This window comes from Rhizobium sp. NLR8a, assembly GCF_019685235.1.
Lineage (GTDB): Bacteria > Pseudomonadota > Alphaproteobacteria > Rhizobiales > Rhizobiaceae > Rhizobium.
The window spans coordinates 308,339-332,137 of record NZ_JABDWI010000001.1 but is presented as its reverse complement, the minus strand read 5'-3'; the positions used below and the strand labels follow the sequence as shown (position 1 = coordinate 332,137).

19 protein-coding genes and 6 pseudogenes are annotated in these 23,799 nt (G+C 57.9%); 11 read left to right on the top strand and 14 right to left on the bottom strand.

The window, feature by feature from the left end; all coding sequences use genetic code 11:
* Positions 1-50: 50 nt before the first annotated feature.
* A pseudogene (locus tag HJC04_RS31525) lies at positions 51-245 on the bottom strand (WGR domain-containing protein); the annotation flags it as partial.
* A 16-nt stretch (positions 246-261) separates the two neighbouring features.
* Entirely contained in the window at positions 262-1,677 is a 1,416-nt protein-coding gene (locus tag HJC04_RS01505; RefSeq protein ID WP_207246274.1) for an IS4 family transposase, read from the bottom strand.
* Between the two features lie 200 nt (positions 1,678-1,877).
* Between HJC04_RS01505 and HJC04_RS01500 the strand changes: the two are divergent.
* Both HJC04_RS01500 and HJC04_RS01495 read left to right on the top strand, forming a co-directional pair.
* A pseudogene (locus HJC04_RS01500) lies at positions 1,878-2,177 on the top strand (transposase); the annotation flags it as partial.
* A 56-nt stretch (positions 2,178-2,233) separates the two neighbouring features.
* A complete protein-coding gene (locus tag HJC04_RS01495; RefSeq protein ID WP_207246327.1) occupies positions 2,234-2,506 on the top strand; it encodes a poly(R)-hydroxyalkanoic acid synthase subunit PhaE in 273 nt (90 codons plus the stop codon).
* 42 nt (positions 2,507-2,548) lie between these two features.
* Here the strand turns inward: HJC04_RS01495 and HJC04_RS31520 are convergent.
* Both HJC04_RS31520 and HJC04_RS01490 read right to left on the bottom strand, forming a co-directional pair.
* Positions 2,549-2,839: pseudogene (locus HJC04_RS31520) on the bottom strand (IS3 family transposase); the annotation flags it as partial.
* Between the two features lie 3 nt (positions 2,840-2,842).
* Positions 2,843-3,112, bottom strand: a pseudogene (locus tag HJC04_RS01490) (MerR family transcriptional regulator); the annotation flags it as partial.
* 63 nt (positions 3,113-3,175) lie between these two features.
* Here HJC04_RS01490 and HJC04_RS01485 point away from each other — a divergent pair.
* Together HJC04_RS01485 and HJC04_RS01480 are read left to right on the top strand one after the other, a co-directional pair.
* Positions 3,176-3,358 carry a hypothetical protein gene (locus tag HJC04_RS01485; protein ID WP_207246273.1) on the top strand — a complete coding sequence of 61 codons (183 nt, stop codon included), beginning with the start codon at positions 3,176-3,178 and terminating at the stop codon, positions 3,356-3,358.
* A gap of 78 nt (positions 3,359-3,436) precedes the next feature.
* Positions 3,437-3,672, top strand: a pseudogene (locus tag HJC04_RS01480) (aldehyde dehydrogenase family protein); the annotation flags it as partial.
* 168 nt (positions 3,673-3,840) lie between these two features.
* Here HJC04_RS01480 and HJC04_RS01475 read toward each other — a convergent pair.
* The 4 genes from HJC04_RS01475 to HJC04_RS01460 form a co-directional block, all read right to left on the bottom strand.
* Positions 3,841-5,016 (bottom strand): homoserine O-acetyltransferase, encoded by a 1,176-nt coding sequence (locus tag HJC04_RS01475; protein WP_207246272.1) that lies wholly within the window; start codon positions 5,014-5,016, stop codon positions 3,841-3,843.
* Positions 5,017-5,236: 220 nt separating this feature from the next.
* Complete coding sequence (attM, locus tag HJC04_RS01470) at positions 5,237-6,028, bottom strand: N-acyl homoserine lactonase AttM (protein WP_207246271.1); 792 nt, start codon at positions 6,026-6,028, stop codon at positions 5,237-5,239.
* A 48-nt stretch (positions 6,029-6,076) separates the two neighbouring features.
* Positions 6,077-7,237, bottom strand: a complete 1,161-nt coding sequence (locus HJC04_RS01465) for an iron-containing alcohol dehydrogenase (RefSeq protein ID WP_207246270.1) — start codon at positions 7,235-7,237, stop codon at positions 6,077-6,079.
* 25 nt (positions 7,238-7,262) lie between these two features.
* On the bottom strand, positions 7,263-8,714 hold the full coding sequence (locus HJC04_RS01460; RefSeq protein WP_221123332.1) for an NAD-dependent succinate-semialdehyde dehydrogenase: 1,452 nt from the start codon (positions 8,712-8,714) through the stop codon (positions 7,263-7,265).
* Positions 8,715-8,786: 72 nt separating this feature from the next.
* Between HJC04_RS01460 and HJC04_RS01455 the strand changes: the two genes are divergently transcribed.
* The 7 genes and pseudogenes from HJC04_RS01455 to HJC04_RS01425 form a co-directional block, all read left to right on the top strand.
* Positions 8,787-9,614: an IclR family transcriptional regulator gene (locus HJC04_RS01455; protein ID WP_207246268.1), complete on the top strand. Its 828-nt coding sequence runs from the start codon at positions 8,787-8,789 to the stop codon at positions 9,612-9,614.
* Between the two features lie 586 nt (positions 9,615-10,200).
* Complete coding sequence (locus HJC04_RS01450) at positions 10,201-11,481, top strand: ABC transporter substrate-binding protein (protein ID WP_221144620.1); 1,281 nt, start codon at positions 10,201-10,203, stop codon at positions 11,479-11,481.
* A gap of 143 nt (positions 11,482-11,624) precedes the next feature.
* Entirely contained in the window at positions 11,625-12,521 is an 897-nt protein-coding gene (locus HJC04_RS01445; protein ID WP_207246266.1) for a branched-chain amino acid ABC transporter permease, read from the top strand.
* Positions 12,518-13,477 carry a branched-chain amino acid ABC transporter permease gene (locus HJC04_RS01440; protein ID WP_221123333.1) on the top strand — a complete coding sequence of 320 codons (960 nt, stop codon included), beginning with the start codon at positions 12,518-12,520 and terminating at the stop codon, positions 13,475-13,477. The genes HJC04_RS01445 and HJC04_RS01440 overlap by 4 nt, the downstream gene beginning before the upstream one ends.
* Positions 13,478-13,539: 62 nt before the next feature.
* Positions 13,540-14,250, top strand: coding sequence for an ATP-binding cassette domain-containing protein (locus HJC04_RS01435; RefSeq protein ID WP_311043581.1), 711 nt, complete (start codon positions 13,540-13,542; stop codon positions 14,248-14,250).
* Positions 14,243-14,887 carry an ATP-binding cassette domain-containing protein gene (locus tag HJC04_RS01430; RefSeq protein WP_207246326.1) on the top strand — a complete coding sequence of 215 codons (645 nt, stop codon included), beginning with the start codon at positions 14,243-14,245 and terminating at the stop codon, positions 14,885-14,887. Before HJC04_RS01435 ends, HJC04_RS01430 begins: the two co-directional genes overlap by 8 nt.
* Positions 14,888-15,333: 446 nt before the next feature.
* A pseudogene (locus HJC04_RS01425) lies at positions 15,334-15,993 on the top strand (transposase); the annotation flags it as partial.
* A gap of 185 nt (positions 15,994-16,178) precedes the next feature.
* On the opposite strand, the gene HJC04_RS01420 reads toward HJC04_RS01425, so the two are convergent.
* The 6 genes from HJC04_RS01420 to HJC04_RS01395 form a co-directional block, all read right to left on the bottom strand.
* Positions 16,179-17,606 carry an ISNCY family transposase gene (locus HJC04_RS01420; RefSeq protein WP_221144618.1) on the bottom strand — a complete coding sequence of 476 codons (1,428 nt, stop codon included), beginning with the start codon at positions 17,604-17,606 and terminating at the stop codon, positions 16,179-16,181.
* A gap of 186 nt (positions 17,607-17,792) precedes the next feature.
* Entirely contained in the window at positions 17,793-18,794 is a 1,002-nt protein-coding gene (locus HJC04_RS01415; RefSeq protein WP_221123335.1) for an IS30 family transposase, read from the bottom strand.
* A gap of 462 nt (positions 18,795-19,256) precedes the next feature.
* On the bottom strand, positions 19,257-19,814 hold the full coding sequence (locus HJC04_RS01410; protein ID WP_221123336.1) for a hypothetical protein: 558 nt from the start codon (positions 19,812-19,814) through the stop codon (positions 19,257-19,259).
* A 731-nt stretch (positions 19,815-20,545) separates the two neighbouring features.
* On the bottom strand, positions 20,546-21,160 hold the full coding sequence (locus HJC04_RS01405) for an adenylate kinase (RefSeq protein WP_221123337.1): 615 nt from the start codon (positions 21,158-21,160) through the stop codon (positions 20,546-20,548).
* 106 nt (positions 21,161-21,266) lie between these two features.
* Positions 21,267-23,234 carry an acetate--CoA ligase gene (gene acs / locus HJC04_RS01400; protein ID WP_207246262.1) on the bottom strand — a complete coding sequence of 656 codons (1,968 nt, stop codon included), beginning with the start codon at positions 23,232-23,234 and terminating at the stop codon, positions 21,267-21,269.
* Positions 23,235-23,335: 101 nt separating this feature from the next.
* Positions 23,336-23,761 carry a hypothetical protein gene (locus HJC04_RS01395; protein ID WP_065283007.1) on the bottom strand — a complete coding sequence of 142 codons (426 nt, stop codon included), beginning with the start codon at positions 23,759-23,761 and terminating at the stop codon, positions 23,336-23,338.
* Between the last annotated feature and the right edge of the window lie 38 nt (positions 23,762-23,799).

The window sequence follows — 23,799 nt, the reverse complement described above, 5'->3', positions numbered from 1 at the left end:
ATCAGGCCATCGTTTTCTGGGCGCACTGGGGTTTCGGTTTGTATCCGTGCGACCGCCTCTTCCTCCCGAGGGAAATGGTGGACTTCCCTCTTGCCACCGGAGCCGATGCGCCCCCAGCGCCGCGTCAAGCAGGCCTCCCCAAACAACGTCGGCTCGATTGACATGGCGTAAAATCGGGCCATGTTTTTCGAAGCTTTCGAAGCTTTCGAAGCTTTCGAAGCTTTCGAAGCGTCGAAGGTATGCATCCGGTGAAGCTTGCAATTACCCACATCTGAGTGTGGCCGCCATTTCGGTTCCGAGGCGAACGTCTGTCAGCCGGCTGAGGCCGCGCCAGACGACCGTATTTCCCGGTGGCGGATCTGATGTTCTTGCAAGGTAACCACCTAAACGAGCGAGTTTGGTGAGATAGAAGTTTAGCGATCCCGGCGTCGCTTGCCGGTTGCCTGCGTTGCTGACCATTTGATCGAGGATTTCAATTTCCCGTTCGGTGAGGGCCGCGGTTGGCGGTGTTTCGGGCGCTGTGCGCGCGAGCATTGTCAACCAGAGCACTCTCCAGCTCATGATGCAAAACACGGCGACGAGGTTTGCCAGTCGATCGGCCGTTCGTAGTCTTGCATCTTCAGCCCGGCAACCGGACTTGAGGATCTTATGGAAGACCTCAATCTTCCAGCGCATCGCGTACCATTTGATTTTTTCGACTGCCTCCTCGCAGCTATGCACCTCAAGATCCGTCAATATCTTCCACTCGATGCGCTTGCGGCCGGCCGGAGGGTTGGGCTCTACCGCGTGGATGACGGTAAGGTCCAAAGCAGGGTATCGCTTCTTCTTGCCGATGGGCGGCAGCACCCGGATCCGTTTGAATCGGATGTCCAGGTGGACTTTGGTGACCTCATCGGTGTCGGCGCGAACTTCGATGAGATGCCGGCCGACAGTTTCAACATCGCGCATTTCAGCCGATATCGTGTGATCCCCGTTGCCAGCCAGCCGGTCGACGACGGTGCGCACGACGAAGTGCGTGCCAAGCTCCTTGGTCAGGCAGTAGAGTTCGTAGATATCACTTTCGCGATCGCCTACATGAATGCATCGGTCTGGCTGACCGAGAAGCGCGACGGATTGGCACAGATTTTCAAGCCAACGGATGCTTTCCTTGGTTTCGATCGGAACACGTGTCGGATTGATCTTGCGTTTGAGCTGAGCCGTACCCTTGAACTTGTCGCGGCTCCAGAACTTGACGGCTGCCAACCCTAAGGGTAGCCCATCCAAGGTCACCGCAAGGCTCGAATGCATCAATATCCCGCAGACCGTATGGTGGCGCAGCCGCTCCTGTTTGTCACGGCCACTGTTGAGCGTAAAGCCAACGGCATGCGGATTACGGCGCTGATAGGTAAACTCGGTCGTGTCCTGCAGCACCAAGATCGGACCATTGGAAGCATCGTAGCGTTGAGCGGTCGCGGCGAAATGGCCGTGAAGGATATCGCCTTCCTCAACATTCGGGTTGGAGAAAAACCGATACGCGGCTTTTGTGTTGGCCCAGTCCTGGCAGGCGAAAGGAATGGAGCCGCCCATATGCTCTCCAAGCTGTCGTAAAAGTTCTGTGCAGCGTCGGCCAAGGCGAGCATCCTTGAAAGACCCCGCGTCTATTTCCTGCTTGCTCCAATGGCCGTCATTATCAGCCATCACATCGTCTCGAACCGACATAAAGCACCACCTTAAGAGAATCAGGTGCTCGACACAGAATCACAAGTGATTCTTTCGATTCAAGATTTCAGCGAAAGCTTTTCGTAGACGAGTCAGCTACTTATGGGTAATTGCAAGCCGGTCAGGGCCGTCTTGCGAGGTTGAGACGAACATCGGAAGTCCTAGTGCAAACACTAGGAGCCGCAGCGGAACGCCTGGAGCGCCGTCGCAAGCACAGTCTGCCGCTTGTCGGCGAACTGCACCGCTGGCTTCAAACCGAGCGGGCAAAACTGTCGCGCAGTTCTCCGGTCGCAGAGCCGATCGATGACATGCTGAAGCGCTGGAACGGCTTCGTGTCTTTCCTCGACGACGGCCGGATTTGTCTCACGAACAATGCCGCCGAGCGCGCGCTCAGGGGTTTTGCACTTGGAAGGAAGTCATGGCTCTTCGCCGGATCGGATCGCGGCGCTGATCGTGCTGCCTTGATAGTGACGCTGATAAGGAAGGAGACGCCAAGGATTTCGGCTGGCGCAAGGCTTTCGACAAGTGGAGGGACATTGCGAACAAGGAACTGATCAGCAACCTGCGCTCTAAGGATTTCCTCGCCGCGCAGCGCGATTTGCTGCGCGCCGCGCTGGACCTGCGCACCCGCCAGCAGCAAATGACCGACAGCGCCAAGCTGTTCGGCGTTCCGAGCCAGCGGGATTTCGACGAGCTGACGCGCCAGATCACGGAACTGAGGCGGGAGCTGCGCGCCTCAGGGCACAGCGCGATGCGGCCGAAGGTGCAGGCGGCGTCGCCACACAACCAGGAAAGGGATGAGCCATGACCGAACCCAGCGACACCGCACATGCAAGCAACGATAGCCTTACCGCACAAGCGTCTCGCAGATCGCACGAATACGACGTTCCGGACCGGCCTGATCGGCGTGGAGAGAGGTGTAGTGGTAGGTGGTTCGATCGAAGTTCAACGGCCCACACACGCCGGATCGAGACCATCTAATCCCGGCACATGTCCTTCACCCCTCCCGCTTCCGAGCAGGCCTTGGACGTGTCGGCGAATGGACCTCCCGCAACATATTGAGCTCCAGCGTCTGCTCTGCGACAATCCGTTTCAACCGGGCGTTTTCGTCTTCGAGCTGCTTCCGCTTCTTCATTTCCGGAATGGCATCACTCGCGTCCCGAGGCGTGCCCGTTTCTGGCGAAGACTTCCTGAGATCTTCGCGGATCCCCGCGATGGTGAGTCGTCTGTCTTTTCTGAGCGATGCGATACGCTTTAACCGCGTAACGTGGTCAGCGTCGTACCGCCGGTGGCCCTTTTCCGAGCGATCCGGTACGATGAGACCCTCCTTCTCCCAAAGCCGAAGTGTCGATGCAGAAACCCCCGCTAGACGTGCAGCCTCCGCAACGCGATAGATTTTCTTTTTGTGGTTCATCTCGGCACTTTCGTTCAGCCGCAATTTTGCCGGTTATAAGCACGCTCGATCCCAGGAAGCGTCTTGAACGCTGCATTGTTTGCAAAACGCGTTCGCAAAGGGAAAGACACGGGCACATTTGGAGAAAAATACCCGTGGCAGATCGAAATCAGTGTGGGATTTCATAGCCATGTGTTCGATTACTCGCAACAGCGACGCTGGCGAATTTATCAGTCAGGTCAGCGAGAAACGCCTTTCAAGGGCTGATCCTGCTCACCTGCGGCGTTGGGCCACATCATCCGCTTCCTCGCACCGATCACTACCGAGGAAACCGCTTTCGGCACATCGCTCGCACTGCTTGCAGAGCGCGCAGGCCTGTCGACTGGTGTCTTCATGTTCGTGCTTTCCGAGGATTCCCATTTATCGGCACGAAATTCACGGAGAACGAGAAGGTGCGCAAGCTCACCTTCACCGGCGCGACCAATGTCGGCAAGATCCTGATGCTCCAGGGCGCCAACGAGATCATGAAAGGCGGCGCCGAGCTTGGCGGCAACGCGCAGTTCATCGTTTTCGATGGCGCCTCGCGACGAGTGAGAGCGTAGCGGACCACCTCGGCTGTCTTGGACTTGCCGGAGACCACTAATTTTCCGATTTATGGACCCCGAGCACGGCGGGTGTGGCCGACTACAGCCACGACGACGGCAGCATCTGCTGGCTCGGCTTAAGGAAAAGGGAGGGCCCGCCCGCTCCTACTTGACCTCAAGAAATGCTCGAATTCGCTCTCCTGCCTGAGCAATGCTCAACACGCCATCCATGTGCCCTCGCGTGCCTTCCAATTCGACGAATTCGACTGGCGTACCGTCGGATTTGATAATCGTTCCTGTCTCTCGCACTGCATTTCCAGGAAAAATCAGGTCTTCATCGGTATAGATCAGCATCACGGGCACCTCGATATCCAGGAGCCCTTTGTACAGGCTGTCTTTGGGATGTCCAGCGACGAACAATTGATTGGCGCGCACCAGATAAAGGAAATGGTTCGCATCTAACTGGGCTACCCTTGCTGCGCCCGCCTCGTTCAGCTTCGTGACAACCTCATAGTCATTCGCCCAACTCTGCCCGGGATCCGCACCTTCTCTGGCCCAGTCACGCCCAAATGTGCCGTCGGTCCATTCTGCCGAATTTGCCTGCAGTGTTAAAGTCTTCATGGCTTGAGCCAGCCCCGCTTTTGGCGCCTGGCCGGTGTAATAATCTCCACCGTTCCAGTTTGGATCCAGTTTGATCGGCGACGCCCATACGTCCAGCCACGCGATAAGATTCGCGTCTGCCCAACCAGAGGAAATGACTGGAATCACCCGCTCCAACTTGTCGGGATAGCGTGCTGCCCATTCATAGCTTTGCAGCCCTCCCATGGAGGCGCCCATGACAGCATGCCATTTCCCAATCCCCAGTTGCTCCATCAGCCCTTTCTGCGTATCAACGAAATCGCCGATCGTCATGATCGGGAAATCCATACCCCAAGGCTTTCCTGTTTTGGGATTGGTCGTCGCCGGGCCGGTGGTGATGACGTTCGGATCGTTGGCACCGAGATTGACCGGTGTGTCGACCGACACGACAAAGTATTTGTCTGTATCGATGGGCTTGCCCGATCCGATGATTGCATCCCAATAGCCGGCGCTTACATCCTCCTCCTTATATTTCCCCGCCGCGTGACTGCTTCCGCTGAAAAAATGCGGAATCAGGATGGCATTATCTCTGGCTTTGTTCAGCGTGCCATAGGTTTCATATCCCAACCGCATTTCGGGAACCGTCTTGCCTCCACGTGTCACGAAGTTTTTCAGGGTAAATTCCCGCTTCTCAACCAATGGCTCGTACGCCAATGCATGGCCGGCCATCATGGCAATAGTGATGAGTATTTTCAGACGCATTTATTTCTCCCTCGTTGGGTTACCAATGAAGCAAAGTGGTCGCCTCAGCCTCGGTTTGCTTGTCACTGGAGCTCAAATAGATCCGGGTCCAAAACCCCATTCTTCCGCAAAAGACATCGCGAACACGCTGGGCTTTCGTAATTGCGCTGATATTCTCAGGTTCCAAAGAGGCGTATTCGCCCTCTATAGGATTATGACGCGGCTGTGGCCCGGCGGTTTCTCAAGAGTAATACTCTGGTGCCTTCTTGAAGCTCGACCACGCATCCGGGTCGTGACCGGTGACGACATTGGCCCCCGTCCTTTCCGCGATTGTGCGCAGCTTTTGTACAGAGCGAACGGTATCCACCGTTGATGCGAGGAAGCCAGGCAGGGCCTTTTCTTCCCAATGGTCGAGAGTGTAGGCCGCATCGATCGTCAGAAGCAGCGGCTCACTGTTGGGAAGGCGGACGAGAAAGGATTGATGGCCCATCGCATGGCCAGGACTGAAGATCGTCGTCAGCGTGCCGTCACCATAAACATCATAGAAATCGTCTTGAGTGCCGTTCAAAAACTGCCATTTCAGACCCGGGCGATCGAAATCCTTGCGGATATAGCCGCCACCGGCAAACCAGTCGGGGGTGAAAGCATATTCATACTCGGCCCGCTGCACGATATGCGTGGCATTCGGGAAACGGCCGATCGCGCCGGTATGGTCGAGATGCAGGTGGGACTGAACGACATATCTAACCTCGGCCGGATCGAAGCCGAGAGCTTTGACCTGATCGACGCAGCCTTTGTCCTTGTCAAGAACGGGCCAGTACACGTCGCAAATACCGCCCCAATGGCCGCGCGGGTCCGTTGCCACTTCAATGGCGTTACCACCGTCGATGATCGTGTGACCGTCGGGATGGGTGATGAGGTAAAAGGGAACCGGGATTTCGTAATCAGCGCCATTTCCCTGATTCATTTTGATGTTGTGCACCTTGCATTTCAGGGTGCCGGACTGAAGCATGTAAAGTCTGATATCCGTCATATTGGATCCTCCCGCGGTGATTTGAACGGTGAATTTCTGCGGAAAGCTTCAGAAGGCTTCCCGATAAAGGGCAAGCGCGTCTTCTTCCCGGACTTCGACCGGATTGTTGACGAGAAGGCGGGTTTGTTTCATTGCGTCAGCGGCGAGCATGGCGAGACTGTTGTCGGTTACACCGACATCGCGAAGCCGTCGCGGCGCGCCGCTTTCATCCATCAGCACCTGCATATGGGCAACAAAATATTCCGAACGGGCCGTGGCGTCGCCGCTTCCCGTGACGCCAAGCACATCGGCAAGCTCGGCGTAAAGCGGGGCAGCCTCCTGTGCATTGTAGCGAAGGACTGGGCCGAGCATCAGAGCGTTCGAAAGACCATGCGGAATGTGATAATGTCCACCCAGCGGATAGGCCAATGCGTGGACGGCAGCCACTGGGGAGTTAGAGAAGGCTTGGCCCGCAAGAGTTGCACCGAGAAGCATGCCTTCACGAGCATCCCGATTGGAAGGCTCCTTGCAGGCAGCGATAAGATTGCGGCCGAGCAGCCGCAGGGCTTCGCGTGCCAACGCATCCGAAAGCGGGTTTTTATTGTGCTTGCTGGTATAGGCTTCGATGGCGTGCACCATCGCATCGATACCAGTTGCGGCGGTGTGAACCTGCGGTAAACCGACGGTAAGTTCTGCATCCAGCAGCACGAAATCCGCGTATAGCTGCGGCGACACGATCCCCATCTTGGTCGTCTCGCCGGTGGTGATGATGGAAATATTGGTGACTTCGGAACCTGTGCCTGCCGTCGTCGGAACGAGAACGAGCGGGAAGCGCGCGCCCTGAACTTTGCCGACACCATACATATCGGCGAGTGATTGTTCTGTTGATAGCAGCACCGCCGCTAGCTTGGCTATGTCCAAGGACGAGCCACCACCGAGACCAATGACAATATCGGCTGCGACTTGCCGCGCCTCCTCGACACAACCATACAAAACGCTTTCCGGTGGATCGGCCACAACCTTGTCGAAAATCGCCACACTGAAACCAGCCGCCTCCAGACTGGCGGCAATGGGTGCAATCATCCCAGCCTTCACAAGGCCCGCGTCGGTGACCAAAAGCACCTTACGCGCAGCGAATCGCGCAGCGATGATTTCACCTATTCGCTTCGCTCCGCCCCAAGCCATCTCCATGGATGGGACAGTTCGAAATTCGAATGGATTGATCGTCATTAACTCCTCCCTCGTTGTCAGCCGTTTAAGCGATGGCCGAGCACAGATATTTGATTTCCAGATAGTCATCGATTCCGTAACGGGAGCCTTCCCGTCCGAGGCCGGACTGCTTGACGCCGCCAAATGGCGCCACTTCGTTCGAGATCTGACCGGTATTGTGACCCACCATGCCGTATTCCAGTGCTTCGGCCACTCGCCATGTCCGGCGGATGTTCTCAGTATAAAAATAGGCGGCCAATCCGAATTCCGTGTCGTTGGCCATAGCGAGCGCCTCTTCCTCTGTCTCAAAGCGGAAGAGAGGCGCGACTGGCCCGAAGGTTTCCTCGCGGGCGATCTTCATCGCCTGTGTCGCTCCTGTCAGGACAGTCGGTTCGAAGAATGTCCCGCCAAGGCTGTGTCGCTTGCCACCTGCGACCACTTTCGCGCCCTTCGCGATCGCATCGCTAATATGGTTCTCGATCCTGGCGATGGCCCCAGCATCAATCAGCGGTCCAATCGTTACATCCACCTGCGTGCCTTCACCGACTTTCAGTGCAGAAACCTTCGCCGCGAGCTTTTCAGCGAAGACATCGTAAACACCCGACTGCACGTAGATACGGTTTGTGCAGACACAGGTCTGACCAGCGTTGCGGTATTTTGAAGTGACGGCCCCATCGACGGCGGCATCGAGGTCCGCGTCGTCGAAAACAATGAAGGGTGCGTTGCCGCCGAGCTCCATGGACAGTTTCTTTATCGTCGGCGCCGACTGCGCCATGAGAATTCGCCCCACCTCGGTCGATCCGGTGAAAGACAGTTTTTTGACTATGTCGCTTTCCGTCAGCACCTTGCCGATCTCGCGTGCTTTTCCTGTCACGATCTGCAAAACGCCAGCAGGAATACCCGCCTGCTCGGCTAGAACGCCGAGAGCCAGCGCCGTGAGGGGTGTCTGCTCGGCCGGCTTCACAACCATGGTGCAACCGGCAGCCAGCGCAGGCGCCGCCTTACGTGTGATCATTGCTGCCGGGAAGTTCCACGGCGTGATTGCTGCGCAGACACCGATGGGCTGCTTGAAAACCAGGATGCGCTTGTCGGTGGTTGGTGGAGGTATGATGTCCCCATAGACCCTCTTTGCCTCCTCGGCAAACCATTCGATAAAGGAGGCGGCGTAGAGCATTTCCCCTTTGGCTTCGGACAGCGGCTTGCCCTGTTCAGCCGTTATCAGCGCGGCCAGATCGTCCGCGTTTTCTATTATCAGATAGAACCAGCGGAGCAGGACGGCCGCTCTTTCCTTCGCTGAAAGCGCGCTCCACGAACGGAACGCCATTTCGGCCGCTACGACCGCCTGCTCAATATCTGCCGCCTCCAGTGAAGGAACGGTGCCGACAATCTCCCCCGTCGCGGGGTTCTTAACGGCGATGTTGTTTTGAGAGCCGGCGACCCACTTGCCATCTATCAGGCATCGATCGCGCAGGAGTTCCGTTTTTTTTAGATTGACCATGACCTCTTCCGAACATATAGTTCAATTTGCTGAACTAATATCTTTATATTGAACTATCAGGGGGTGTTCGAAGTGTCAAGTACACGACGCGCCGCAGGGGAAGACACTGCGGTCGGAAAATCCGTCGATTCTGTTCCGGCGCTCAGGCGCGCGGTTTCGATCCTCGATCTTGTCACCAATTCTGGCGACGCAATGTCGGCCGCCGACATCACACGGGCGATGTCGCTGCCAAAGAGTACGGCGCACGGGCTACTTGGTGTCATGATTGAGCTTGGCCTGCTCGTTCGCAAACAGGACGGCACGTACCGCCTCGGCCCCCATCCTATGCGCTGGGCGCACGGCTTTCTGTCCGAGATGGACATTGTCTCGATTTTCCGAAATTACTTCGCTTCCGATACCACATTGTCGCCTTACACAGTCACATTGACAACTCTTGACCGTGACGAGGTCGTCTATATTGATTGCCGAAATTCCGACCAGCCCCTGGGCCATACTTTCCGGATTGGAATGCGTCTTCCTGCCACCTTTACCGCGACCGGCAAAATGCTGCTTTCCGAAATGCCGGAAGATAAACTCGAGGCGCTGTTCAGCGCAAACTTTCCTCCGCCCATCACCTCGAGAAGCGTCAAAAATCTTGGCTTGCTAAGGCAGGAGCTAGCTGACATCCGTACGCGCGGTTTTTCGATCGATAACGGTCAGGTTCGCGAAGGGATGATTTGCATCGGCACCGCTGTGCGGGATCACACGCGATGCGCGGTTGCCGGCATTGCCATCAGCCTTCTGGAAAGCGAAACAACTCCGGCGCTCATCGAGTCACTCGGAGAGACGATGCGCAGATCAGCCGCCATTCTTTCTGAGCAATTGGGGCATAACAGCTCATCACACTTCCGTGACGAATGATAGCGTAGCATTTGGCGAGGGCGGAAATTCATTGCCGACCGAGGGAGGCCAGGTGGGGTTGGCTCCGTTTGGCAGCGCGTCTGTTCCTTGACCCCAACGCAGTCCCAGCCTCGAACCGAAGGGCTGCAAAAATCGTTCATCTGGGCTCACTATCACTCCGATGCAATATTGACGTGTGAACCGTCGGGTGATCGATGTCGCGGTTTCCCCTTCAGTCGAGAATAGCTGCATAAGCAGGCTAACGAAAATCTTCTCCGTGTCGACTTGTTGATGAAAGCTTTGCCGAGCATCGAGCTCTCGGGGAGTTCACGAGAAGCCGTCCTCATATTCAGTGGTTCTTCGTGCGCCTTACGGTTCTTTTTCCCTTTCGGAACAGTTTGCGCCGCGGCTTGTACTCGCTTGTTGGCTGGACAGTTGTTCCAGCATCTTGACGCTGGTTGCAATTTTTAATATACACAGTAATGAACTGAGTTCATTATAATGAACTCAGTTGCACGACCGCAGCGTGAGAGGACGCTTCGGCCTGCAACGCAAGGGCATGTGTCATTGCATCAGATCCGGCAATTTGCCGTAGAGGAGGAAACCTATGAAAAAGTCGTGGTCTCTGACCATTGCAGCCATCTTTCTGTCCGCCACCGCCCCCGCTAGTCTCATGGCTCAGGAGTCGAAGCCCTTCACGATTGGTGTCGTGACGTTCCTTTCCGGCGCACCGGCCGGTCCCTTCGGCATCCCCGCAAAGATTGCCGCCGAAGTCTTCGCCGAGCAGGTCAATGCTGGTGGCAAGCTCCCGGCGCCGTATGACAAGGCCGGCTTCGGCGGCAGTCCAATCGAACTCGTCGTCATCGACGAGGCCGGTGGCACCACCAAGCAGGTTTCCGAACTACGCAACCTCGTAGAACAGCAGGGCGTAGACATGATCGTCGGCTACACATCCTCAGGCGATTGTCTTGCGGTCGCGCCTGTTGCCGAAGAACTGAAGACCATGACACTTCTCTTCGATTGCGGCACGCCGCGTATCTTCGAGGAAGCTGACTACGAATATGTATTCCGCCCCGTTGCAACCGCGACGATGGACAACGTCGGTGCCGCGCTCTACGTCAACGAGACAGTCAAGAAATTCAACACCTACGCCGGCATCAACCAGAACTACGCCTGGGGTCAGGACGCGTGGAACGACTTCGAGGGCACACTGAAGAGCCTTCGCCCCGAAGTGACGCTGACGACGTCGCAGATGCCGAAGCTCGGGGCCGGTCAATACAATACCGAAATCTCCGCAATCCTTGGCAGCAAACCCGATATCATTCATTCGAGCTTCTGGGGTGGCGACCTTGAAGGTCTCGTGCTTCAGGGAGCGCCGCGCGACCTGTTCAAGAACGCCAGTGTCGTTCTGACGGCAGGCGAAACGGCGATCCATCGACAGGCCAAACAAATCCCAGATGGCACCATCATCGGCGCCCGCGGTCCAAATGGTATCTTTGCACCGGAGAACGCCTATAACGGCTGGTTCAAGAACGCTTACAACGCAAAGTCCGCCACGCCCCCCAGCTATCCGTCCTACCACATGGTGCAGACGCTTTTTGCGGCGAAGTTCGCTTATGAGAAGGCACAGGGCGGCGATGCCGCCAAGACGCCGACTACGGAGGAGATCGCCGCTGCTCTCAAGGGCGCCACCTTCCAGGGTCCCTCGGGCGAAGTGAAGATGTCGCTGGGCAAGGGCAACCAGGCTGTGCAGGAAATGGTCTATGGCCGCACCAAAACCGTCGATGGCAAGCTGATCTTCGTCGATGTGATCCGCTACGCTCCAGAAAGGGTGAACCCACCGGAAGGCATGACCAGCCATGAGTGGATCAAGAATAAGCTGAAGTGATTCAGAAATGTTCATCGCGGCATCGCTTGCGCGGGTTTTCCCGGCGCGTTTGGCGCCGCAATCCCTTTGAAGCGGTTTTCACCCGTCGCGCGCCACTGTGCACCGAAAGATGAATCCCGCCCCTCGTTTCGAAATGGTGTGGCATGAACGCGTTTCTAGGCGCTATTATTGACGGCATTCTGTATTCCGCATGGCTCTTCATCATCGCAGTCGGCCTGACGCTGATCTACGGCGTTATGAAGATCCTCAACATGGCCCATGGCACGTTCTATGCCATCGGCGCCTACATGTCGGTGACTCTGCTGGGTTGGTGGTTCGCCCAGGGCCTGCCGCCCGCTGGAAGCATTCCGGTCATGATTGTCGCGGCGCTGATCGCCGGTACGGTTGTCGGCCTCGTCGTCGAACGGGGCGTCCTGCGCTTCTTCGCGGGGCGCGATCCCGTCGTGCTGCTGCTGGTAACCTACGCGCTCTTCCTCATTTTGGAAGACGTGGTGAAGCTCATCTGGGGTGTCGATCCATGGATAGCCTCCGACCCGGTGTGGGCTTTCGGCAACGTCTATCTCGGCCCCCTTGTCTACCCGACCTACAACCTCATTATCGTCGTCGTGGCGATCGTCAGTGGTGGTCTCCTCACGTGGTTTCTGCAATTCACTGCCAAGGGGAAGATGCTGCGCGCCGTCATTCATGATCCGGAAGTATCACAGGCGATGGGCATCAATGTCAGCCGCTGGAAAGTGTCGGCCTTTGTGGTCGGCTCGATCCTCGCCGCGCTCGGCGGCGCCTTCACAGCGCCGACCATCTCCGTGGCGCCAGGCATGGGCGTCGAAGTAGTCGTCATGATGTTCGCCGCGGTGGTGATCGGGGGGCTCGGATCGATTCCTGGCACTATCGTCGGTGCCCTGATCGTCGGCTTCGTCCGCTCGCTTGCGATCCACTACTGGCCCGAAGTCGAAGTGTTCAGCATCTATGCAGTGATGGCTATCGTTCTCGCCTTGCGTCCGCAGGGGCTGTTTTCCGGTGTGGAGTTGCGCAAGATATGATGAACAAAGCCCAAACCTTTGTGCCGGTCGCCGTCGGCGCGGCACTTTTCCTTATCGTCGCAGCCTGGGCGCTACCCACCTGGAACTTCGTCATCTCGATCGGCCTTGCCAAGGGGCTCGGTGTTCTTGGCCTTGTACTGATGATGCGCGGTGGGCTGGTCTCGTTCGGCCAGGGACTTTACTATGCTATCGGCGGCTATTCCGTCGGCCTGATGGTCAATCTCTGGAAAATCAACGAAGCGGTTCTCCTGCTCATCGCCCCGGTCGTCATCGCCGCGGCGACTGCAGCTGTCGCCGGTCTCCTTCTGTCGCGTTACCGCGACATCTTCTTCGCGATGCTGACGCTCGCCCTGTCGATGCTTCTCTACGGTCTTCTGGTGAAGTCGGTGGAACTTGGCGGCACGGACGGCTTCAACATCCGAGGCGTGACCTTGATCGGCCTGCCGCTGAGCGGTACTGCGCGTTTCAACGGCCTCGTTGTCCTCGTCCTGATCTGTTTCACAGCGCTGATAACCGTATGGTACTTCGGCAAGACGGCTCTCGGTCGCCTGCTGCCTGGCATCAAGGACAACGAGATCCGCGTCGAGTATCTCGGCGCGTCTGCAAACAAGACCATCTATCTTTTCTACATCCTTGCCGCAGTTTTGGCCGCCCTTGGTGGTGCCCTGAGCGGCATCCTCGTCGCGCATGTGGATCCGGAAATGGCCTTCTGGGCAACCTCGGGCGAATTCGTGGTGATTGCGGTCCTTGCCGGTACCGGGAACATCTTCACGCCCTTCATCGCCGCGCTCGCACTCGAATTTGTCAGGACGTTCGCCTATCAGCATGCGCCCAACACTTGGCAGCTGGTACTTGGAGTCATAATCCTCTCGATGATCCTGTTTCTGCCGACAGGCCTTGGCGGCGTCCGTTTTGGTAAGCGCAAGGCAACCGTCGAGGCAGGAGAAAAAGCATGAAACCGATTATTGAAGCAAAGAGCCTCGTCAAGCGGTTCGGCGCGGTAACTGCCGCAAACGACGTGAATGTCGACATCATGTCTGGAACGATTTCGGGGCTGATCGGCACAAACGGCGCCGGCAAGACGACGTTTATCAATATGATTACGGGGTATCTGGGCCCGGACTCCGGTTCGATCCTGCTCGAGGGACAGGAAATCGTCGGGCTTTCACCTCGTCAGATCACTCGGCGCGGCGTTGCCCGGTCCTTTCAGATTCCGCAATTGTTCAACTCGCTGACAGCGATTGAGAACCTGATGTTTGCCTACAGCGCAACGGGTAGCGTTGGCGCCAAGGGCTTTTCGATTCTTTCCGATGACGAGCTCGCGACCCATGCTGACGAGACGCTCGCGGTGTTCGGACTTGGAGCGTTCCGCAACTCGATTGCCGGCACGATGCCTGAAGGCATCCGCAAGCTTCTCGACATTGCGATTGCCATGGTTGGCAAGCCGAAGGTTCTTTTCCTGGACGAGCCGACGAGCGGCGTCGCCAGCGAAGAAAAGTTCTCGGTCATGGACCGCATTATTGACGCGACCCGTGTCGCAGGCGTCAGCGTGCTCTTCGTCGAGCACGACATGGAGATCGTTCGCCGCTACTCCGACCGCGTGCTCGCTTTCTTCGAAGGCCGGGTGCTGATTGATGGACCTCCGGAAACGGTCCTCAGTGACCGACAAGTGCGCGAACTCATCATTGGTGAAGAACATCGCGTTCCCAAGGAGGACAACTATGCTTGAGGTGAAGTCAATCAACGTCTCGATCGGCGGGGTTCCTATTCTGCGTGACGTTTCCATGAAGGTCGAAGCCCGCTCGATGGTCGGAATCATCGGTCGCAATGGTGCCGGCAAGACCACGTTGATGCGTGCGATAATGGGGCTCTTGCCACTCCGGGCAGGTTCGATCCATTATGAGAAGAAGGACATCTCCCATGAGGCGCCGCATCTGCGCGTGCACCACCAGATGGGCTTCGCGCCGGAAGACCGGCGCCTTATTCCCGAACTGACTGTTGAGGAAAACCTGCTTATTCCGGCGTGGGCAGCTGGCGTCACAGATGCGCAGAAGCGGCTCGACGATGTCTATGCGCTCATTCCCGAGGCAGCGGACTTCCGCCATCGCCGCGCCCTGCAGCTTTCAGGCGGCCAGCAGAAACTCGTGGCCATCGGTCGTGCACGCATGACGGGCACCCAGCTGTTGATGCTGGACGAGCCCTTCGAAGGCGTCGCCCCGGCGCTTTCCAAGCGCATTTCCGAGGTCGTCGCATCCCTGCGGCCGCTTGGTCTTTCCATCCTTCTTTCCGGCGCCGATCTTCGGCACGCCGGTAAGGGTCTCGATGTGGTTTATCGCATGGACCGTGGCCAGATCACTTCTATTTGACCGACATTGGCAGCGCCTGTGCATCTCTGCTGCGCATGCGCCGCCGACGCCACCGTCATCCGGCCGGCGATCACTTTCGAAAGAATCTCGATCCGTTGCAGGTCGCGCTCGCTCATCGCTATCAGTCCCATCCGCAATCTCCACCGTCCTCAAACCCGGGGAGAGTGACATTCCAACTTTGCAGAAACAGGACACTTCAACTTTGAACCCACCCCCCTACAGCCAATGTCAAAGCTGATTAGATGCGCGACGCTGTCAGCCTAGTTAGAAACGCGACACTGGCACCGACAATCAGCCCCCGGTCCGACCGGCTGCCGGGTTGAGAGGGAGGAGCGGGGGCGGGTGAGACGCCCCCTTTCGGCTTTAGATCCCATGAGGAGTGAACAGCGGCCGACGCTCTGGCAGAGTGAGGCTGCATCAAAACACTCGCTCAGGAGGAGCAGTTTATGGAACCTACATCCATTCATCCAACCGCTGTCCGCACTGATCTTGGCGCAATTTTTGTGTCATTGGAACTGAGCCGATCGACCTGGTTGGTCACTTCGTTGTCGCCGGGCAGCGGCGAGAAGATGTCGAAGCATGTAGTGGACGGTGGCAATGTGGCCGAGCTGCTGGATCGGTTTGAGCAGCTACAACAGAAGGCGCGGTTGCGAACAGGGAAGTCATTTCCCATTGTGACGATCCAAGAGGCAGGATTGGACGGCTTCTGGATACATCGCGTGCTGGAGGCTAACGGCGTCGAGAGTTACGTTGTTGACGCAGCTTCGATCGCTACCTCCCGTCGACGTCGGCGACCGAAGACCGACAAGATCGATGGAGCGGCACTAACGCGCACACTGCTCGCGTTTAAGCGCGGCGAGCCACGTGTATGTGCGATGGTCAGAGCGCCAGATCCGGAGGACGAAGATCGGCGTCGGATTTGCCGGGAACGCAAAGTGTTGATTGCTGAACGGGTCAGGCATGTCAATCGAGTCAAGGGTCTACTCTTCGCGCAAGGCATCAGCGGCTATCAACCGCTCCGTAAGGATCGCCGTAAGCGGCTGGAGGAGCTCCAGACCGGAGACGGGCGCGAGATACCGAGACACCTCAAAGCTCAAGTCAATCGGCTACAGCCATGTCAAAGCTGATTAGAGATGCGCCTGCGCCAGCCAGTTAGAGATGCGACACTTAGGTCGTCCTGGCTCTGACGGTCAGCCGCCGATCCGACCGGCTGGGCCGGGTTGAGAGGGAGGAGCGGGGGCGGGTGAGGGAGACCCCTTCGGCTTTAGCTTTGAGACTATGTCCGCACCATTCATTCCGCTGCCTCCATGCGCGCCAGCGCCTTTTGCCTTTTGGCAATGACTTCCGGGTCGTTCATGAAATCCGTCCGCCGGCCGGGTTTGCGACCGCGCTTCTGATAACCATTGCCCTGGCTGCCATCGGGAATACCGAACATATGATCCGTCTGGCCGGTGCGGCGAGGACCGCTCTTGCTGCGCTGCTGTTCCCGCCCAGCCTGCAGCTCAGCGACGACGGAAAGCATGTCGTTGAGACGCTTGTTCTCGACAACCTCTGCCCGATGCACCGACCGTAATGTATCGAATGTTCTGTAGGGGAGGGTGAAGCTCTCGTGCATGATCTCGAGGCGGCCGTCCGGGTAGTCGCAGACAACGACCTTCTTTCCCGCCAGCCCTTTGGCCCGCTCCCTCGGATCGAGAATGAACAAGACCTTGTCGTAGCGCAGCGTCAGGGCCTGTGACAGCGTGCGGACTTCCTTCCGGCACATGGCGCCGTCAAGGTTCTCATGATCGGCCAGTGGCCGATGCATATCCTTCGGATTGCGTGGCGATTTGCCAAAACGGGAATTGAAATCCGCAATGAATTCTGATGCATAAGCGTTGGCCGCCTCGATCGTATCGATGCCACGAAGCCGCAATTCCTTGACCAGCCGGTCCTGCAGCGTCTGGTTGGCGCGTTCTACGCGGCCTTTTGCTTGCGGGGTATTGGCGCAGATGATGTCGATGTTCAGCTCATAAAGCGCACGGCCAAACTGCGTCAGGCCGCTCGTGCGGTCTTTCTCCGACGCATGGGTCGAACGAAAGACACCATGCTTGTCGCTGTAGAAGGCCAGAGGTTTGCCCCATTGCTGCAGATAAGCCTTTGTCGCATGCAGATAGTCGAACGTGTTCTCTGACCCAGCGAACCGCAGATGCAGCAACTTGCCGGTGGCGTCATCGATATAGACAAGCAGAGCGCATTTGGGGCCGCGACTCTCGAACCACCAGTGATGCGAACCATCGATCTGCACGAGTTCCCCGAAACAGTCGCGCCGGCCGCGCGGCTGGAAAACCCGCTTCTTACGCTCGCGTCGCGAGACCCAGATGCCGGCCTCGGTCATCCATTGACGCAGCGTCTCCTTGGCGACCGAAATATGATGCAGTTCGATCAGCTTCTCGCGCGCCAGCGTCGGACCGAAATCCAGATACCGTTCGCGGATCAGATCCAGCGCCGCATTGCGAAACTCCTCGCTGTGGCGCCGATTGCTTGGTCTCGATCGCTTCTTCGAAACCAGGCCGGCCGCACCGGAATGGTCATAGGCCTGCAGCAGCCTGTGCATCTGACTTCGGCTGAGCCCAAGCAGCTCGGCGGGCTGGACGACGCTCAGGCGCTGATCACGGATCTTCTGAATAACTTCGAGGCGATGCAATTCTTTCTGCGACATGGTGATCATAAAGGACATGACGACTCCGACCGCTCATGGTCTCGACCAGGCTGAAGGTCGTCATCCTTGCTCCCAACGTTGGCATTGACCAGAACGTCGAGAGGCGAGACTGTCGCATCTCTAACTGGCCCAACTGTCGCATTACTAAATAGCCCTTGGAGAAGCTAACCCAAGTGCATCATGGCCGTTTTGCAGGGTAGGGGATCACGCCTCATCCTGCAAATGCGCCATGAACACCTCGGCTGGCGTCTTGTAGCCGAGGCACTTACGGGGTTGGTCGTTGAGATGACGTGCGAGTTGGATCAGGTCGTGTTGTGACACGGCTGCCAGATCCGTAGCGCCTGGCATGAAACGGCGAATGCGCTTGTTGGTGTTCTCGACTGTCCCTTTTTGCCACGGTGCACTCGGGTCGCAGAACCAGCTACGCGCGCCGATCCCTTCTTCCAAAGCCCTGAATCCGGCAAACTCGGTACCGCGATCAAATGTGAAGCTTTGACGCACGAACGCCGGTAAAGGAGAAAATGCTCTGATGATCTTGTCCATGATCGGGCGTGAGTGCCGGCTCGGATTCTTGATGAGAACGGTATAGCGGCTTCGGCGCTCCACGAGGGACGTGACATTGGCATGTCCGAGTGTACGTTCAAAGATGAGGAGGTCGCCCTCCCAATGCCCAAACTGCGATCTATCTCCAATAAAATCAGGACGTTGGGATATGCGGTGCGTGGCTGGAAACGCACCGTCGCGCGGCTTCCTGGAGCGCAGTGGGCGACGTTTGCGGCGCGATTCCGGTAGATACTGATAGAGGCCTAGCCCATAATCTTCCTTGCTGTAGATGAAGCGATAGATTGTCTCTTTGCAGACGCGAACAAGACTGAGCCCCTCCGACAACAGACGCCCGGCGATCTGCTCTGGAGACCAGCGTGCCTCCAACTGGTTGATGATCTCCGTGCGTAAATTCGGGTGGCGCCGCAGCTTTCTCAGCCGGCGTCGCCGCTCCTTGGAGATATCGTGAGCAACCGTGCTGTAGTAGCCGTCGTAGTCCGGCAGTTCGCGATCACGAAACGTATTGCGCTTGATCTCGCGGTAAATCGTCGAGCGGTGACGGCCAAGCTGACGGGCCATCTCGTTGACCGGAACTTTTGCCGCCACCAGTTGATGTAGGCGTCGCCGGTCGGCGAGGGTGATCTGCGTATAGCATCGAGACATGCCAAAATCTCCAAAGTGAAGCCATTGAAATTACTGGCATGTCGCACTTGGAAATAGAATGTACCCGGCCACACCCGAATCTGGCGTAATCGATCTTATGGAACACCTGAACGGTTTTGATCTTGTCGACTAATGCTCCCAACCGCCGCATACGAAATTGTGAACCACTTCGGTAAGCCGCGGTTTCGACGGCTGCTCTATCAAGGCTGCGTTGAGACATTCGCGCGGGCTTAGGAGCGCGGGACTAAATACTGGTCATTCTTTGTTCTTCATCATTGCCGCCTGAAGCTGATCATATCAACGAGGTCATTGCCCTGGCCCCAACTACGCTGGAACGGGACCAGCGATTTCCTTTCCGTAGTTAGTTCCTGCTATGGCGCGGCAACCTTTGCTGTAGTTTACATCACACTATAGCCGCCTTGCTCAAGTGTCGCATCGTGCGCGACGGCATATTTCGCGATCTTACCCGCATGATCCGTTCCATATAACTTGGCGAGCGCCGATGAAGTTGGTTGTGCCAAGGTTAATGTAATCAGAGAGTTTCTTGCCGGTAAACCAGCCTTCCTTCAAGCCCATGACAAGCACCTTCGCCGCAATTTCCGGTATCAGTGCTTTTGCTGGAAAGGACACGAGATCGATGCCGAGCTTGATGCTGACCGTGCGGTAGTTGTTCTCGTGCGTCAGTTGGGAATATCCTCTTCCAAACCAGCCTTGACGCCAATATGGGGAGGAGACCCAAGGCAGTTTGCCCTTTGCCCATGCGCTGTCAAGAACGGCAATCGCCTGATTGTCAGATGTCGCGAAAGTCTCCCGCACCGGCATCATAAGGCCTCCAGTCTCATGAAATGCTGTAGCCAACACGTAGGCGCATTGGGGGCGTAGTAATGCGTGCAACTTGCATTCCGAAATTAGAAGTCTGGTGTCCCCACGATCGAGGTTGCCGACGCCGCTTTTGGCGGCAAACGCCACGGCGACGCAAAGAGAAACAATCCGGCATGCTGCAACGAGTCTTCTGAGCATCGGCTCCGCTTCCCGTTCAGGTGTCGCATGAGTGCGCCCACCGATGCAGTCGGAGGCGTCTCGTCCGTGTTCTACGTCTGATGAGGGGCGGTACTCGCCATGGTAGTTAGACTATCTGCATCGCTTACTCCCGACATTGCTAAGGATGAAATCGAAAGACGGCCGCATAGGTGCACACCTCGAATTTAACCTCCTAAACAACAGGTTAGCTGTACATTGCGGACTGAGGAAAGCGGGCGGCTCTTGGCGGGTGCCGCTCTGTCAATTTACTCCTGAGGCGTTGTGGCCAAAGGGAAAGAGAACCAATTCGACACTCCACATAGAGAAAGAGAACGTTGGGAGCGATGAGCGCGCAGATCAACTCCCTGCCGGATCGCCTCATCCTGGACCATCCAAGCAACTTCCTGCTGGGTCGGCGTGCGCTTAGATGGCGCCGCGGGCGCGACAACGCCTCTCATGCCGTCGGCCGGGCAATCCCAGGTGCGCCGGAGCCCTGGCCTGGCGCTACGCTGTCCTTCGTGCCGCCCGAGGTGCCTTTCAGTTTCTGGGTATTGGACAGCTAGCCCGGGTACCAGTTCAATGTCGCCTGCTGGATTTTCTGGCGGTGTTATTCTGGCGGGTGTTATCAATAACAGACAACTTTGCTTGGCCCAGGCTTCTGACAAGAAATGCAGGGAGGCTAAAACGCCAGCCGTAGGTTTCTCAAGACGAATTGCGTCGCTCATCGAAAGTCACCCAAGAGAACCCAGGTCGGCCGTTCTCGGTTGGAGCCGCAATTCCGCAAAAAGGCTGGACGTAACCTCATCGACGGGCCTCAGCCCATTGACGGTGCGTAGGAGCCCGGCGGTGCGGTAGTAGTCCGCGAGCGGCTGCGTCTGCGTCCGGTAGGCCTCGAGCCTGACTTTCAGCGCTTCCGGATTGTCGTCTGCGCGCACCGGCAGGCCTGCGGCCTTGGCCTCGCGCGCCCGATAGATGATGCGGTCGAGCAGCACGGATTCCACAACCTTCAGTTCGAGCACCGCATCCAGACCGAGGTGTGCCTTTTCGAGCGCTTGGTCGAAGGCCCGCGCCTGTCCCAGCGTGCGGGGAAAGCCGTCGAGGATGAAGCCGGATGCAGCGCCCCGCTCGGCGATGCGTCCGAGGACGCAATTGACGACGATGTCGTCGCCAACCAATTCGCCCCGCGCTATGAGGTCGCGCGCAGCAAGGCCAACCGGCGAGCCCTTGGTGACCGCGGCGCGCAGCATATCTCCCGTCGACAGTTGTGGCACGCCCAGCCGCTCGGCGAGGCGCGCTGCCTGTGTTCCCTTGCCCGCCCCCGGCGGTCCAAGGATGATCAATCTCATCGTTCCCTCCCTCGTACGTCTGGCCACAAATTGTCCTTCCCTTGATCGTCCCGTCGGCTCCGGTGCGGTAACGCGCCGGAACCCACGTCTTCATCTTGTCGTGTCGTCAGGCAGCCTTCCGGTTCAGCCGGTTGTCTATCAGGTGATCGACCACGGTGGGGTTAGAGAGCGTCGAGGAGTCACCGAACTCGGTGCATTTGTCCTCCGCGATCTTGCGCAGGATGCGGCGGATGATTTTCCCCGAGGTTGTTTTCGGCAGGCCCAGCGCGAACTGGACCTTGTCGATCGTGAAGATCGGGCCTATCTCCTTGCGCACCCAGGAAACGAGTTCCTTGCGCAGCTCGTCAGCGGCAGCCTCGCCGTCGATAAGGGTTACGTAAGCGTAGATGCCCTGCCCCTTGATCTCGTGCGGATAGCCGACCACCGCGGCTTCCGAAACGCTAGCGTGGGCGACCAGGGCGGATTCGACTTCCGCCGTGCCGATGCGGTGGCCAGAGACGTTGATGACGTCGTCGACGCGACCCGTGATCGAGTAATAGCCGTCTGCATCCCGCCGGGCGCCGTCGCCGGTAAAATATTTGCCTGGATAGAGGGAGAAATATTCCTGCTCGAAGCGCTCGTGGTCGCGGTAAAGCGTGCGCATCTGGCCCGGCCAGCTGTCAGCGATAACCAGGTTTCCGTTTTCAACGCCATCGAGCACGTCGCCCGCCTCATCGACCAGCTCAGGCCTGACGCCGAAGAAAGGGGTGCCGACGGAGCCTGGCTTCAGCTTGGTGGCGCCGGGAAGCGGCGTAATCAGGATGCCGCCAGTCTCGGTCTGAAACCAGGTGTCGACGATCGGGCAGCGACCGCCGCCGACGACGCGGTGATACCATTCCCAGGTTTTCGGGTCGATCGGCTCGCCGACTGAACCGAGGAGGCGGAGCGAGGCGAGCGAATTCGATTTCACCGCGTCCTCGCCCGATCCCATCAAGGAGCGGATCGCGGTGGGGGCGGTATAGAACAGGCTGACCTTGTGCTTGTCGATGACGTCCCAGTAGCGCGACATGCTCGGATAGGTTGGGGTGCCCTCGAAGATGAGGGTCGTCGCACCGTTGGCGAGCGGCCCGTAGACAATGTAGCTGTGGCCGGTGATCCAGCCGAGTTCGGCAGTGCACCAGTGGATGTCGCCGACGTGATAGTCGAAGACATATTGATGCGTCATGGCGGCATAGACGAGATAGCCGCCGGTGGTGTGCACCACGCCCTTGGGCTTGCCGGTGGAACCCGACGTGTAGAGGAGGAACAACGGGTCCTCAGCGTTCATTTCCACGGGTGGGCATTCGTCGGGAACGGTCATGGCCAGCTCGTCGTAATAGTGGTCGCGGCCTTGCAGCATCTCGACCGGTGCGCCGGTCCGCTTGACAACGATGACGCTTGTCACCACCCCGGGAAGCTTATCCAGCGCCGCGTCGACATTGGCCTTCATCGGATTATTGCGCCCGCCGCGTGGGCCTTGGTCTGCGGTCACCACGACGGTGCTCGCGGCGTCGGCGATGCGGCTTCCCAGTTTGTCCGGCGAGAGGCCGGTGGAGACCGCCGAATGGACGGCGCCGATGCGCGCGCAGGCGAGCATGGCATAGGCCGCCTCAGGGATCGTCGGAAGGTAGAGGGTGACGTTGTCGCCCTTGCGGACGCCTTGCGACTGCAGGACGTTCGCCCATTTCATAACATGGGCGTGTAGTTCGCGATAGGTGATCCGGACGGCGTCATCTTTCGGGTCGTCCCGCACCCCGATGATGGCGATCTGATCGCCCCGCTCGGGCAGATGCCGGTCGACGCAATTATGGGAGACATTGGTGGTGCCGTCTTCGAACCATTTAATCGAAACCTTGCCCGGCTCGAACGAGGTGTTCTTGACGGTGCCGTAAGGCTTGAACCAGTGGATGCGCTTGCCATGCTCGCCCCAGAACCCCTTGGGGTCGGCGATCGAAGCCGCATACATCGCCGCGTAGCGCTCCGAGTCGATGTAAGCGCGCTCGGCCCATTCCTTCGGAACTGAATAGACGCCCGCCGCCTGCTTGTTTTCGTTCATTGTCGTTGTCCCTCCTAGGACGCTCTTCGCAGCTCCCCATCACGTCGACGGGTGGAGGATTGTCATGCACGAATTATGCTTTCCGTTCGGCAGGTCCGGCCTCACGTATCCTTTCCGATTGTCGCGGCCTTGCGGAACTGCTCGAAAATCTCGGTCATCCGCTTGCGGGTGATGGCGAAAGCGTTCTCGCTGGCCTTGACCGCCATGCTGGTGATCTCGCGCGAGCCGTTCAGCGCCACCTCGTAAGCCTGTTTCGCCAGTTCGCCGCGCTCCTTGGGGGCAAGGGCCGCATCCTCAAACATCATCAGGAGCTGTGAGGAAGCCGTGCGGAACAATTCCAGCTGCTTTTCGACGACGCCGTAGGCGCCTTTGTTGGCAACCTGCGTGGCCTGCGCGACGGCCTCGATATTCCTGGCCTGCTCCCTAACAAGTGCTGCCGGATCGACGCCCGGCATGTTGAACTTGGCGAGCATCTCGTTGATCTGGTTGGTCAACGTTTGGATATCCGGGGTCTGCGATGTAGGCATGGTGGGCTTCTCCTCAAACGATGGGGTTACAAGGTTGC

Excerpts from the sequence above, each read along its gene's own strand:
- acs (WP_207246262.1), bottom strand. The coding sequence starts at position 23,234 with ATGAACGAAAACAAGCAGGCGGCGGGCGTCTATTCAGTTCCGAAGGAA.
- HJC04_RS01475 (WP_207246272.1), bottom strand. The coding sequence starts at position 5,016 with ATGCGTCTGAAAATACTCATCACTATTGCCATGATGGCCGGCCATGCA.
- HJC04_RS01395 (WP_065283007.1), bottom strand. The coding sequence starts at position 23,761 with ATGCCTACATCGCAGACCCCGGATATCCAAACGTTGACCAACCAGATC.
- HJC04_RS01410 (WP_221123336.1), bottom strand. The coding sequence starts at position 19,814 with ATGCTCAGAAGACTCGTTGCAGCATGCCGGATTGTTTCTCTTTGCGTC.
- HJC04_RS01445 (WP_207246266.1), top strand. The coding sequence starts at position 11,625 with ATGAACGCGTTTCTAGGCGCTATTATTGACGGCATTCTGTATTCCGCA.
- HJC04_RS01505 (WP_207246274.1), bottom strand. The coding sequence starts at position 1,677 with ATGGCTGATAATGACGGCCATTGGAGCAAGCAGGAAATAGACGCGGGG.
- HJC04_RS01420 (WP_221144618.1), bottom strand. The coding sequence starts at position 17,606 with ATGTCCTTTATGATCACCATGTCGCAGAAAGAATTGCATCGCCTCGAA.
- attM (WP_207246271.1), bottom strand. The coding sequence starts at position 6,028 with ATGACGGATATCAGACTTTACATGCTTCAGTCCGGCACCCTGAAATGC.
- HJC04_RS01405 (WP_221123337.1), bottom strand. The coding sequence starts at position 21,160 with ATGAGATTGATCATCCTTGGACCGCCGGGGGCGGGCAAGGGAACACAG.
- HJC04_RS01430 (WP_207246326.1), top strand. The coding sequence starts at position 14,243 with ATGCTTGAGGTGAAGTCAATCAACGTCTCGATCGGCGGGGTTCCTATT.
- HJC04_RS01450 (WP_221144620.1), top strand. The coding sequence starts at position 10,201 with ATGAAAAAGTCGTGGTCTCTGACCATTGCAGCCATCTTTCTGTCCGCC.
- HJC04_RS01415 (WP_221123335.1), bottom strand. The coding sequence starts at position 18,794 with ATGTCTCGATGCTATACGCAGATCACCCTCGCCGACCGGCGACGCCTA.
- HJC04_RS01440 (WP_221123333.1), top strand. The coding sequence starts at position 12,518 with ATGATGAACAAAGCCCAAACCTTTGTGCCGGTCGCCGTCGGCGCGGCA.
- HJC04_RS01465 (WP_207246270.1), bottom strand. The coding sequence starts at position 7,237 with ATGACGATCAATCCATTCGAATTTCGAACTGTCCCATCCATGGAGATG.
- HJC04_RS01460 (WP_221123332.1), bottom strand. The coding sequence starts at position 8,714 with ATGGTCAATCTAAAAAAAACGGAACTCCTGCGCGATCGATGCCTGATA.